The sequence below is a fragment of the Methylobacterium indicum genome (assembly GCF_001043895.1).
Taxonomy (GTDB): Bacteria; Pseudomonadota; Alphaproteobacteria; order Rhizobiales; family Beijerinckiaceae; genus Methylobacterium; species Methylobacterium indicum.
In genome coordinates, this window is the sequence record NZ_JTHF01000187.1 from 1 (window position 1) to 12,485 (window position 12,485).

Below are 12,485 nucleotides of genomic sequence, written 5' to 3' on the forward strand. Positions count from 1 at the left end.
GACGGAGCGCAGGATGTCGGTGAGGTTGCCGGCGCTGGCGAAGCTCGGCCGCACCCCAGACCTTCGACCTGCGCCGGATCCTCGTCGCTTACGGCCTGTTCCTGCTGCTAGCGGTCCTCGTCGTCGGCTTCGCCTGGCTGCGGCCGAGCTTCGCCAGCGCCGGCAACCTCACCGACATCCTGCGCTCCGTCTCGATCTCGGCGGTGATGTTCCTCGGCCTGACCTGGATCATCGCGGCGGGCGAGATCGACGTCAGCTTCATGTCGGTCGCCGCCCTCTCGACCATGATCATCGCCGGCCTCGTCTCGGCGGGCGTGAGTTGGCCGGTGGCGGTGCTGGCGGCGCTCGCGGCCGGGATGGCCGTCGGGGCGCTCAACGGGCTGCTCGTCGCGGGTTTAGGGCTACCGGCCCTCGTCACCACCATCGCGACCGGCGGGCTCGCCGGCTCGGTCGCGGCGGCGATCGGCAAGGGCACCTCGATCCCGATGGCGACCACCGGCTTCATGGGGCCGGTCGTCAACGCCAATCTGGGCCTCGTCCCGGTCATCGCCCTCGCGGTCGCGGCGCTCTACGCCGCCGCCTGGTTCCTGCAGGACCGGACCACCTTCGGCCACTACATCTACGCCATGGAGCAGAACCGCCGCGCCGTGGTCGAGGCGGGGGTGCGCGCCGGGCGCATCCTGTTCCTGCTCTACGTCCTCTCGGGCACCCTGTCGGCGGCAGCCGGCGCGCTGCTCGCCGCCAACCTGTCCTCGGGCCAGCCCTATATCGGCACGTCCTACTTCATCGACGGGCTGACGGCGGTGCTGCTCGGCGGCATGGCGCTGAAGATGGGGAAGCCGAACATGGTCGGCACCCTGGTCGGCGTCCTCCTACTCGCGGTGCTCCTGTCGGGAGCGGCCCTCCTCGGCTGGACCGATTCGCAGCGCCAGATCGTGCGCGCCGCACTCCTGATCTCCGGCGTCGCCCTGGTGGTCTGGACCCGCCGCAAGACCCGCGCCCGCCTGTAAGGCCTGCCTATACCAGTGAGAGACGGATCGATGAAGGTTTCGGACAAGCGCCCGCTCAAGCGGGCCGGCCTCGAACTGACGGCGCTCGGCCTCGGCACCGCGCCGCTCGGCGGCCTCTACGCGCCGGTGGCGCTGGCGGATGCCCGCGCTACGATCGACGCGGCCTTCGCGGCGGGCATCCGCCACTTCGACACCGCGCCGATGTACGGGCTCGGGCGCGCGGAGCACCTCGTCGGCGAGCGCCTGCGCGAGGAGGATCCCGGGGGCTTCGTCGTCTCGACCAAGGTCGGGCGCCTGATGAGCTTCGACCGGCCCGGCCGGCCGCTGCCGCCGGAGGCGGCGCGCAACGCGTTCGATTCCGGCTGGCACAACGGCCTCTCGTTCCGGGAAGTCTTCGACTATTCCTATGACGCGATCCTGCGCTCCTACGACGATTCGCGCCAGCGCACCGGCTTGTCGAAGCTCGACATCCTGTTCGTCCACGACATCGGCCGCGTCACCCACGGGGAGGCGCACGACCATCATTGGGGAGCGCTCACCAGGGGCGGCGGCTTCCAGGCGCTCGAGGAGTTGCGGGCGGCCGGGCTGATCGCCGGCTTCGGCCTCGGCGTGAACGAGAACGAAACGATCCTCGAGGCGATGGAGGAGGCCGACCTCGATGTCTGCCTCCTGGCCGGCCGCTACACCCTGCTCGACGGCTCGGCGGCGGACGCGCTTCTTCCCAAGGCGCTCGCCCGGGACGTCGCCCTGGTCATGGGCGGCGTGTTCAATTCCGGCATCCTCGCCTCGGCCTCGGGCCGCAAGAAGTACAACTACGTCGACGCCCCGGCCGAGATCCTGGCCAAGGCCGAGGCGCTGGAGGCGGAATGCGGCGCGTTCGAGGTGCCTCTTCAGGCCGCCGCGATCCAGTTCCCCTACCGCCATCCGGCGACCGCCAACGTCGTCATCGGCGCCAAGACCGCCTCCCAGCTGCAGCAGAACGTGGCGTGGTTCGAGCAGCCGATCCCCGACGCGCTGTGGCGGAGCCTGGAGCAGAAGGGATTGATTCCGGCCGTGTAATACGAGGTCCGGACGATCACGTCCGGACCTCGTATTACCAAGCTGCGCGGCGCCTGAGCGAAGCCGCTTTCCGCATCGCGGAGCGATCAATCGGAAAGCGTAAGAGAGCCGTCCGACCTGCTCCGGCGGACCGGACAGCCACCGGGTCGTCCCGGGGCCGAACAAGCGGAGCCCGGCATGACGACGAGCGCCCGTCATCCCTGAAGAAATATTTGATACAACTTGAAAAAGATCGATTTTTGCTTGACATAACATGATAATTTGTCAATATATCTAGCGAAATCTACGACATTTGACGTTGTCATCCATAAGACCGGCAAGAGGGGACGCCATGCTGAAGACCATCGACCCGCTGCTCAACGGGCAACTCCTTGCCATCCTGGACGACATGGGCCACGGCGACGAGATCGTCGTCGCCGATGCCAACTTCCCCTCGGCGAGCAACGCCCGACGCCTCGTCGACATGCCGGGCACGACGGCGTCGGCGCTGCTCGACGCGATCCTGTCGCTCCTGCCCCTCGACGACTTCGTCGCGAGCCCGATGGCGGTGATGCAGGCCCCGCCCGAGACCCGGCCGCTCTACGACGGCTACCAGGCCAGCGCCGACCGCGCCGAGGGCCGGGCGATCACCATCACCGAGATGCCTCCGGTGGATTTCTACGGCCGCACCCGCGACGCCTACGCGGTGATCCGCAGCGGCGAGCGGCGGCTCTACGCCAACTTCCTCCTGCGCAAGGGAGTGATCTACCCGTGAGCGAGGCCATCGACAGCCACCAGCATTTCTGGCGCGTGGCACGCAGCGATTACGGCTGGATGGGCGAGCACGTCGCTCCCCTCCTGCGCGACTTCATGCCGGACGACCTCGCGCCCCTGCTGCGCCGGGCCGGCATCGCCCGCACCATCCTGGTCCAGGCGGCCGAGACCGAGGCCGAGACCGACTTCCTGCTTGAGATCGCCGCCCGGACCGGGTTCGTCGCCGGGGTCGTCGGCTGGCTCGACATGGACTCCGACGCCTTCCCGGAGCGCCTGGCGCATTACCGGAAGAACCCGTTCTTCGTGGGCCTGCGCCCGATGCTGCAGGAACTCGACGACGACCGCTTCATCCTGCGCCCGCGCGTGCTCGACAATCTGCGGCGCGTGGCGGAGAGCGGCCTCGCCTTCGACATCCTCGCCTTTCCGCGCCACCTGCCGCATGTCGCCGAGGCGCTGGTCCGGGTTCCCGCCTTGCGGGCCGTGGTCGACCACCTGGCCAAGCCCCCGGTCGCGGCGGGCGACCTCGATCCCTGGCGCGCCGACATCGCGGCCCTGGCGGCGTTCCCGGAGGTGTCCTGCAAGGTGTCGGGCCTCGTCACCGAGGCGCGGGCGGAGTGGTCGCTGCCGGATCTCGTTCCTTACGTCGACCACGTCGCGGCGTGCTTCGGCGAGGATCGTCTGCTGTTCGGCTCGGATTGGCCGGTGGCGACGCTGGCTGCGACCTACGGCGAGGTCGCCCACGCCGCCCGGGCGCTGCTCGGCACCCGCTTCGGCCCGGAGGCGATGGCCAAGATCTTCGGCGGCAACGCGGTGCGCTTCTACGGGCTCGACGACGGACCGCCGCGGCCGGTCGGCCGCGAAAGATGACGATAGAACAATGACCTGAGCGCAGTGGCGCCACGCGGTTCCGCGCGAGGCGTCGCGACGCGGGGAGGATACCGATGAGTCTTGAGGTCAGGACCGGGCCCCCCGCCGGGGCCGGGAACGGAGTCGCGCGCCTCGCGGCGGGCGCAGCACCGGCGCAGGTGCCGCCGATGGCCGAAGATGCGCCCGTCGTGGCGCTGCGGGGCATCGAGAAGTCCTTCGGGCCGATCCACGTCCTGAGGGGGGTCGACTTCGACCTGCGCCCCGGCGAGGTCCACGCCCTGATGGGCGAGAACGGCGCCGGCAAGTCGACCATGATCCGCCTGATGTCGGGTGCACATCGACCCGACCATGGGACGGTCGAGATCGACGGTGCGCCGACCCGCCTGTCCGGGCCAGCCGCCGCCCAGGCGGCGGGCATCGCGGTGGTCCATCAGGAACTCCTGCTCTTTCCCGCGATGACGGTCGCCGAGAACATCTTCCTCGGCCACGCCCCGCGGCGCAGGAGCGGCCTTCTCGACTGGCCGAGGATGCGCGAGCGCGCCCGCGCGATCCTCGACCGGCTCGACTGTCCCGATCTCGACGTCGACGAGCCGGTCTCCCGCCTCTCGGTCGCCAACCGGCAGCGCGTCGAGATCGCCCGTGCCCTGTCGCGCGATGCCCGCGTCCTCATCATGGACGAGCCGACGGCGGCGCTGGCGGAGGCCGACGTCCGGCGCCTTCTCGACGTCGTGCGCTCCTTACGGGCAGAGGGCGTCGGCATCGTCTATGTCAGCCACCGCATGGACGAGATCTTCGAGATCTCCGACCGCATCACCGTGCTGCGCGACGGCCGGACCATCGCCACGCGCCCCACCGGCGCGGTGACGGAAGCGGGCTTGGTCTCGATGATGGTCGGGCGCGACATCGACCGGCTCTTCCCGCGCGAGGCGGGCCCGGTCGGCGAGACGGTGCTCGAAGTGCGGGGGCTCGGGGCGGGCAAGGTGCGGGACGTGTCCTTCCGGGTGCGGGCGGGCGAGATCCTCGGGATCGCCGGTCTCGTCGGCTCGGGCCGCACCGAGCTCGCGCAGACAATCTTCGGCGTCACGCCGGCGACCTCCGGCGAGATCCTGATCGGCGGCGCGGCGGTGACGGTCGGCAGCGTGCGCGCGGCGATCGGTCATCGCATCGCCTACGTTCCGGAGGACCGCGCCCAGCACGGCCTCGTGCGCCCCCAGACGATCCGCGAGAACATCTCGATGGCGATCCTCGACCGGCTGGCCCCCCGCGTCATGGTCGAGCGGGGCCGCGAGACGCGGCTCGCCGAGGAGGCCATCGCGCGCTTCGCAATCCGGGCCCGCGGCCCCGGCCAGGTGGTGGCGCAGCTCTCGGGCGGCAACCAGCAGAAGGTCGTCCTCGCCAAGTGGCTGGCGACCGACCCGCGCATCCTGATCCTCGACGAGCCGACCCGCGGCGTCGATGTCGGCGCCAAGACGGAGATCTACCGCCTGATGAACCAGCTCACCGCCGAAGGGCTCGCGGTCATCATGATCTCGAGCGAGTTGCCGGAGGTGCTCGGGATGAGCGACCGGGTGCTCGTGATGAACGGCGGCCGCGTCGCCGGCATCCTCGACCGCGCCGAGGCGACGCCCGAGGCCGTCGGCGCCGCCATGATGACGGGGCACGCGGCATGACGACCTCCGCCCTCGCCCCTCGCCGCCTGCTGCCCCGCCGCCTGCCCGGCGCGAGCCAGGAACTCGTCCTGCTCGCGGCGATCCTGCTGATCGTCGCGGTGGTCGGCTGGATCAACCCGCGCTTCGTCTCGCCCAACAACCTGACCACGATCTTCTCCGGCAATGCCTACGTCGCCGTCGCCGCCATCGGGATGGCGCTGGTCATCATCTGCGGCCATATCGACGTGTCGGTCGGGGCCCTGATCGGCGTCCTCGCGACGATCTCGGGAATCCTCGTCACCAAGGGCTTTCCCGTCTGGATGGCCTGGCTGGTGCCGGTCCTCGTCGGCGGGGCGTGGAACGCCGGGCTCGGCGCGGTCATCGCCTATCTCAAGGTGCCGTCGATCATCGCGACCCTCGCGGTCCTGTCGATCCTGCGCGGCGGCCTGATCACGGCGACCGGAGGGGCCTGGATCTCCGGCCTGCCGCCCGATTACCAACTGGCGCAGTTCCGCCTCCTCGGCCTCCCCTCTCCGGTCTGGTTCATGGTGATCATGACCGCGGTGGCGGCGTTCCTCCTGCGCAACACCGGCTTCGGCCGGGCGATCTACGCGGTGGGCGGCAACCGCGAGGCGGCGGAAGCCGAGGGCATCTCCTGCAACCGCACCATCGTCGGGGTCTTCGCGATCCACGGGATGATCGCCGGCGTGGCCGCCGTGCTCTTCGCCACCCAGTTGCAGGTGATCCAGTCGACCGTGCCGAACGGGCTCGAACTGCTGGTCATCACCGCCGCGGTCGTCGGCGGGGTCTCGATCCTCGGGGGGATCGGCACCGTCACCGGCGCGGCGCTCGCCGCCATCCTGTTCTCGGCGATCGGCTCGTCGCTGATCTTCCTGAACGTCTCGGCCTACTGGCTGCGCGCCGTCCAGGGCGTCCTGATCCTCGCGACCGTCCTCGCCGACATGGCGCGGCGCGGGCGCGCGGGCTGAAGGGAAGGACCTTGCCTCCGATGTCCCCCCGCTCCCCCGCCTTGCCCGCCATGCCCCCGCGCGCCGTCTCTCTCCGCTCCCTGCTGCGTCACGAGACGCTGCTCGCCCTCATCCTCCTCGCTGCGCTCGCCCTCCTCGCGCTGGCCAACGACCGGTTCCTCACCACCGCCAACCTCCTCAACCAGGGGCGGCTGATGACCGAGGTCGGGCTGATCGCGATCGCGATGACCTTCGTCGTCATCACCGGGGGCATCGACCTGTCGGTCGGCTCGATCCTGGGCCTGTGCGCCGTCCTCGTCGGCGTGTTCTGGAAGAATCTCGAACTGCCGCTGCCCGTCGCCATGACCCTGTCCCTCGGCGTCGGCACGCTGGCGGGGCTCGTGAACGGCCTCATCATCACGCGTTTCCGCGTGCCGCCGCTGATCGCCACGCTGGCGACCCTCGCGCTCTATCGCGGCCTCGCCGAGGGCATCAGCCAGGCGAAGTCCGTGCGCGGCTACCCGGCCTGGTTCTTCGAGCTCGGACAGGGCAGTATCGTGGGGATCCCGACCCAGCTCTGGCTTCTCCTCGCCGCGGCGCTGGTCGGCATCGTCGTCCTTCGCAGCACCACGTTCGGCCGCGCCACCTACGCCATCGGCAACAACGAGCAGGGCGCCGCTTTCTCGGGTCTTCCCGTCGCGCGCACGAAGCTTCTGATCTACGCGGCTTCAGGCTTCATGGCGGGTCTGGCCGCCCTGGTCTTCGTCTCGCGCGTAACGACCACGCGCTCGGACATGGGAACCGGGATCGAGCTCGACGTCATCACCGCCGTGGTCCTCGGCGGCACCTCGATCTTCGGCGGCCGGGGCTTCGTCACCGGCACGCTGCTCGGCCTGTGCCTGATTCAGGTTTTGAAGAACGGCCTCGCCCTGTCGGGCGTGCGCGGCGACGGCACCGTCGTCATCATCGGCGCCGTGCTGATCGTCGCCGTCCTGATCTCGAACGTCCTCAAGCGCTGGAACGGCGAGTGAGACGCGGGATGCGGCCCCGCGCGGGCCCCTCTTCCACGACCAACGACCACCCATCGGCACGAATCTCGGGAGCGACCAACGCCATGCGCAGCCTTCTGGCCCTCTTCGTCGGCACCAGCCTTCTCGCCACGCCCGCTCTGGCGCAGACGCCCTGGACCGGGGGCGACGACCTGCCCGCAACCCCCCTCGCCTGCGACGCCACGGTCAAGACTGTGGCGCCGGGCCCCTATAACGGCGGCGCGCCGACCGGGGCGCCCAACCGCGCCGGCAAGCCCCTGCGCGTTGTCGACATCCCGAAGCTCGTCGGCGTCGGCTACTTCGCCTCGACGGCCTCAGGCATCCAGCAGGCCGCCAAGGAGACGGGATCGATGACCGTCACCACCGACGGCCCGACCAAGGCGAACATCGACGAGCAGGTCACCTTCATCGACAACTACATCACCTCGGGCGTCGACGGGATCCTGTTCGCCGCGAACGACCCGGTGGCGATCGCGCCCGTGCTCAAGCGCGCCCTGAAGGCCGGCATCAACGTCGTCGGCTACGATGCGGATGCCGAGCCCGATGCGCGCCAGTGGTTCGTCAACGAGGCAGAGCCGAACGGCGTCGCCAAGGCGCTGATCGACCAACTCGCCTCGGAGATCGGCGCGACGGGCTCCTTCGCCATCGTCACCTCGACCTTCACCACGCCCAACCAGGCGCGCTGGATCACCGAGATGGGCGCCTACGCCGCCAAATGCCACCCGAAGCTGAAGTTCCTGGAGACGGTGGAGGCGCAGGAGGACAACATCCTGTCGTTCAACCAGGCGCAGACCCTCATCAACAAGTATGGCGACGGCCTGAAGGGCATCGTCGGTATGACCAGCGTGGCGACCCCGGCGGCCTCCGAGGCGGTGCAGCAGAACAAGCTGTGCGGCAAGATGGCGGTGGTGGGGCTGGCGCTGCCCAACGCGATGAAGCCCTACATCAACGGCGGCTGCATCAAGTCCACCGTGCTCTGGTCCACCGTCGATCTCGGCTACGCCGCCGGGCTGGCCCTGCGCGCGGTTGCGGATGGAACCCTCAAGCCCGGCGCGACGAGCTTCAAGGCGGGACGCCTCGGCGAACTCAGCATCATCAACCAAAGCCAGATCCTTCTCGGCGCACCGAAGGTGTTCACGAAGGCCGACATCAACGATTTCGATTTCTGAAATCGCCTTTGTATCTGCAATGGCGATAAGTGCGGGCATGTCCGCTGCGGCGTCCGCGGTCTGATCATCGGCGACGGTCGTGCCCTTCCCTGCAGCGCGCACGAAGGCGGTGAAGCGGCGAACCAGACCTGAACCGCCCCGGGTTTCTCGGAGGCTGTTTGTCTTGGGTCAGGCGGCCAAGGTTTGGTCGCCGGCGTGGGTATGAGAGCGCGCTTCGGCCTCGGCGGGAGGGACGTTGCCGATCGGCGCGAGGAGGCGACGGTGGTTGTACCAGTCGACCCATTTCAGGGTGGCGTACTCGACCGCTTCGAAGGAGCGCCACGGCCCGCATCGGTGGATCACCTCTGCCTAGAACAAGCCGTTGATCGTCTCCGCCAAGGCGTTGTCGTAAGAGTCGCCGACGCTGCCGACCGACGGCTCGATGCCCGCACCGACCAGGCGCTCTGTCTACCTTAGAGCCGAGTACTTCTTAGTTTCAAGCGGTCGTTGCAACACCATCTTGCATGGCTACGAGAACAGCGTCGATTGCTTCTGCTGGCGTCTTGCAGTTCAGCGTTTTGCGCGGTCTGCTGTTGATGGGTGCGGCCACGGCAGTAAGACCCTCCACGCTGTGAGCGTTCAGATCCGCTCCTCTTGGGAATTACTGCCGTCACAACTTGTTCGTGTACTCGTTTGCCCCCCGCTGCCACGGTGAGCGTGGATCACAGAAGTACACCTGCAGATCCGCGTCGATCCGTAAGCGCGCATGCTCGGCCATCTCGGACCCCTGGTCCCAGGTCAATGAGCGCCGCAGATGCTCCGGCAAGCGCGCGATCGTGCCGGTGATCGCAGCCTCTCTCGAAGACACCGGTCCGAACGCCGCCGACGTGCCATCACAACCGCCCTCCGCCAAAGCCGTTGCGACGACCACTTGAAACTGCCGCGACTCCCTTCAGGATCGGGAGGCAACATCCTCCGGCTGGCCCAGGTCCCGTCAGCCGGCGGTGAGGGGGGATGAGGAGACGTAATCCCTCGCCCCGTGAGCACCATCTCGGAAACCCTCGGTCTGGTTCGAGGTTACCCGCTTGGCAGCCAGCACCCTGCCGAGTGTCACGAAGCACGCGATGGCCTCAGGGCCGGTCTTCAGAAGCGGCCAGCGACGGCTCGCCTGGCTGGCGGAGGATGGGGTGTCATTGGTGGTTCCGATCGAGAAGGACGACCGGGACGTGCTTGTCGCGGCAGAGCCACGAACCTTCGCGATGGCTCAGGCCGCGCGCGGGCGCCCGCTGGTGCGGATCCACCTCGCCTATGCCGATCCCAGCACCGTGGCGCGCCTCCTCGCGCAGGCCGCCCTCACTCTCATAGGAGCGACACCGACACCATGAGCGAACAGCGCGACGTGACCACTCAGGACGGCACCGCCTGGACCTCCATCGAGGCGCTCGCCGACATGCCGGAGGCCGCGAAGGAGAAGCTCGCCGGCGAGGGATGCCGGGCCGTGGTGTGCACGCCATCAGGCGGCGCGCATTCAGTGCGGCTGTCGCTGGCCAAGGACTGGCGAGGGATGGCGGAGGTCGATCTCGCCGCCGCGATCGAGGCGGCACTCGCGCGGGACCGACGCTGAGGACTGTTCGAAACAGCTGCCAGCTCAGATCGACCTGCTCCGCACCATCGACCAGGAGCAGGTTCGCCACCACGGCCACGCCTGATCAGCCGGAACCTCCTCCACCCCCATCCCGTTAATCGTTCGATCTCATTGAACCCGAGACCACGCCTTCAGCCCCGCCGGCAGCGCCGAGCGGGGCCTTTTCACGTCCGGGCTTCATCCCAACCGTTGGCCTGTCCCGGACGAAGACAGGGCTCATGCGACATCTGGTCTGTCGCTCGGCAATTCAGATATCGGCTTGTCTCCCTCGTCGCGCGGGCGAATGTCGTGATGTTCAACCGGAACCGGCTGGAGATCGTATCACTCGCTGGCCATAGGTCCCGCACCCCGGCGATCGTGTAACGACGCCCCCGCGTATGGGATCTCACGATAGCCCGAACCCACGCCGCACCAGCCCGGCCATCGCCCCCGCCATGCGGGCCTGGCGGGCGATCGTGTCCCGCGGGGTGCCGTAGAGCATCAGCACCAGAGCGCGGCGCTGGGCGAAGTCCGGTTCGAGCTGCACCAACCCGTCGCCGAGGGGCGAGGCCTGCACCGCGCCGATGCCCGGAAGGTGGAGTATCGCACCGCCTTGGGGCACTGGCAGTTCTGGGCCGACAGTGGCACGGTCGGTCGATAGGTGGGTAACCAGCGCCGGGACCGACCGACCACCCATTTCCATCGTTGCGTCTAGCTCGCAGGAGAAGAGTAAATTAGTGCGCGGATACTCGAAGCAGACCAGAAAAGCCACGAAGGTCAGCACCATTGCGACGCCAGCCCAAACTAAATTAAAGTAGTCCATCGAGGACACCTCGGCCGCCGCGTCCGGCGCCAAGAAAGCCCACACGATGCTGAAGGCTGAGAGCAGAGAGAAGCCGCCGAACAATGCGGCGAGGCGCCATCGCACCATCATTTGCGAGCGGTCACCGCCTTTGTCGGTCACTTTGAACGGCCGGCCGAACGGCTTCACGGCGGCCACCGCCAGGGTCATAGTGATCGGTAGCGCCGTCATGGTATGGGTGACCTCCATGAACAGCGGCAGGGTGCGCGAGCCTGAGATCCAGCCATTATAGGCCCAGACGGCCAGCAGCATCGGCATGCCGAAGCGCAGGAACGATAGGTAATCCGCCTGGAAGGCCGGCAACCCGGCGAACCAGTAGACCGAGGGTGCGATCAACATCAACACGATGAATGGCTTGCACAGCCAGTTGAGAACGCCGTGGATGAAGTGCAGGCGCTGTACCAAGCTGTAGCCCGAACCGAGCAGCGGTCCAGAGCGCAGGAGTGCCACCTGCATCGTGCCGAGGCACCAACGGGTGCGTTGAGTGATGTATTCCGGCAGCCCTTCCGCCGACAAGCCCATGCTGAGGCGCTCGTTGAGCCAGTGGGTGTGATAGCCCGCCCTCATCATGCCGCAGGAAAGGTTCAGGTCCTCGCAGATCGCCGCGTCCGGGAAGCCGCCGATTTCGTTCAGCCGGTCGCGGCGAACCAGGAACGAGGTACCAACGCAGAATGAGCAGCCCCAGGCATCTTTGGCCGGCTGGAACACATCGAAGAAGATGCGCTGGTCGTCGACCCAGCTTTCGGAGGTCGAGAGGTTATGCTGGATCGGATCGGCATTGAAGAAGAATTGCGGGGTTTGCACCACTGCAGCGCGGGGATCATCGAACAGACCGACCATCCGCGTGAGAATGTCGGGCTGCGGCGCGAAATCGGCGTCGAGTACCAGGATCAAGGGGGCGTTGGTCTCGGCCGCGGTCGCCCGCAGGCCGTTGTTGAGATTACCCGCCTTAGCGGCCTTATTGTCGGGACGGCGTAGGTAACGCGCGCCAACCTGTTCGCAGTAGTCACGCAGCCAGTCGCGCCGCGTATCGTCCAGCACCCACACGGTCTTGTGCGGATACTCGATTGCGAGCGCCGGCAGGATCGACTTCTCGAGCACGTCGAGCGGCTCGTTGTAGGTGCAAATGAAGACGTCGACCGCCGGCCAGTCGTTCGCAGCGGCGTGGCGGCTTTGCGCTGCGTCAGCCTCCGCCGAGCGGTCCTTGTAGCGCATCAGGATCGCGATCGACATCAGCGTGTAGGTGATCGCCACTGCCTCGAAGGTGAAAAATAGGTAGGGCCACAGGGCCTCGGCGGTCGGCTCGAGGGGCGGCAGGGTATCGGTCCAGCGCCATATGACGTAGGTGACGACGAGCACGGCGGTGAGCCCGCCGAAGAGAATCCGGTCGTAGGCACGCTGCGGCGCTAACAATTGCGGCAGCGCATAGAGCGCCAGCACGACCGCAAGGTTGAGGGCGAGCACCGTCGATACATCGCCGGGAGTGCTGAACATGT

At 68.0% G+C, this 12,485-nt stretch carries 11 protein-coding genes and 2 pseudogenes; 10 read left to right on the forward strand and 3 right to left on the reverse strand.

What is annotated here, in order from left to right; all coding sequences use genetic code 11:
* The first annotated feature begins 179 nt into the window (after positions 1-179).
* The 8 genes from QR78_RS21635 to QR78_RS21670 all read left to right on the forward strand — a co-directional run bounded on the left by QR78_RS21635 (position 180) and on the right by QR78_RS21670 (position 8,524).
* Positions 180-1,010, forward strand: coding sequence for an ABC transporter permease (locus QR78_RS21635; protein WP_280140386.1), 831 nt, complete (start codon positions 180-182; stop codon positions 1,008-1,010).
* Between the two features lie 30 nt (positions 1,011-1,040).
* Positions 1,041-2,069 (forward strand): aldo/keto reductase, encoded by a 1,029-nt coding sequence (locus tag QR78_RS21640; RefSeq protein ID WP_048429652.1) that lies wholly within the window; start codon positions 1,041-1,043, stop codon positions 2,067-2,069.
* Between the two features lie 331 nt (positions 2,070-2,400).
* Positions 2,401-2,823: an RbsD/FucU family protein gene (locus tag QR78_RS21645; protein ID WP_048429653.1), complete on the forward strand. Its 423-nt coding sequence runs from the start codon at positions 2,401-2,403 to the stop codon at positions 2,821-2,823.
* Complete coding sequence (locus tag QR78_RS21650; protein ID WP_082172037.1) at positions 2,820-3,689, forward strand: amidohydrolase family protein; 870 nt, start codon at positions 2,820-2,822, stop codon at positions 3,687-3,689. The genes QR78_RS21645 and QR78_RS21650 overlap by 4 nt, the downstream gene beginning before the upstream one ends.
* A gap of 167 nt (positions 3,690-3,856) precedes the next feature.
* Positions 3,857-5,359: a sugar ABC transporter ATP-binding protein gene (locus QR78_RS21655; protein ID WP_048429695.1), complete on the forward strand. Its 1,503-nt coding sequence runs from the start codon at positions 3,857-3,859 to the stop codon at positions 5,357-5,359.
* On the forward strand, positions 5,356-6,327 hold the full coding sequence (locus QR78_RS21660) for an ABC transporter permease (protein WP_048429654.1): 972 nt from the start codon (positions 5,356-5,358) through the stop codon (positions 6,325-6,327). The genes QR78_RS21655 and QR78_RS21660 overlap by 4 nt, the downstream gene beginning before the upstream one ends.
* 20 nt (positions 6,328-6,347) lie before the next feature.
* Positions 6,348-7,337, forward strand: coding sequence for an ABC transporter permease (locus QR78_RS21665; protein WP_048429655.1), 990 nt, complete (start codon positions 6,348-6,350; stop codon positions 7,335-7,337).
* Positions 7,338-7,420: 83 nt separating this feature from the next.
* Positions 7,421-8,524 (forward strand): substrate-binding domain-containing protein, encoded by a 1,104-nt coding sequence (locus QR78_RS21670; protein ID WP_048429656.1) that lies wholly within the window; start codon positions 7,421-7,423, stop codon positions 8,522-8,524.
* Positions 8,525-8,692: 168 nt separating this feature from the next.
* On the opposite strand, the pseudogene QR78_RS21675 reads toward QR78_RS21670, so the two are convergent.
* Positions 8,693-8,971 (reverse strand): annotated as a pseudogene (locus tag QR78_RS21675) (integrase core domain-containing protein); the annotation flags it as partial.
* A gap of 28 nt (positions 8,972-8,999) precedes the next feature.
* Positions 9,000-9,353 (reverse strand): annotated as a pseudogene (locus QR78_RS33090) (IS30 family transposase); the annotation flags it as partial.
* A gap of 235 nt (positions 9,354-9,588) precedes the next feature.
* Between QR78_RS33090 and QR78_RS21685 the strand changes: the two are divergent.
* Together QR78_RS21685 and QR78_RS21690 are read left to right on the forward strand one after the other, a co-directional pair.
* Positions 9,589-9,888 carry a hypothetical protein gene (locus QR78_RS21685; protein ID WP_048429658.1) on the forward strand — a complete coding sequence of 100 codons (300 nt, stop codon included), beginning with the start codon at positions 9,589-9,591 and terminating at the stop codon, positions 9,886-9,888.
* Positions 9,885-10,127: a hypothetical protein gene (locus tag QR78_RS21690; RefSeq protein WP_048429659.1), complete on the forward strand. Its 243-nt coding sequence runs from the start codon at positions 9,885-9,887 to the stop codon at positions 10,125-10,127. The genes QR78_RS21685 and QR78_RS21690 overlap by 4 nt, the downstream gene beginning before the upstream one ends.
* 406 nt (positions 10,128-10,533) lie before the next feature.
* On the opposite strand, the gene QR78_RS21695 is transcribed toward QR78_RS21690, so the two are convergent.
* Positions 10,534-12,483 carry a glycosyltransferase family 2 protein gene (locus QR78_RS21695; protein WP_048429660.1) on the reverse strand — a complete coding sequence of 650 codons (1,950 nt, stop codon included), beginning with the start codon at positions 12,481-12,483 and terminating at the stop codon, positions 10,534-10,536.
* Positions 12,484-12,485 lie beyond the last annotated feature (2 nt).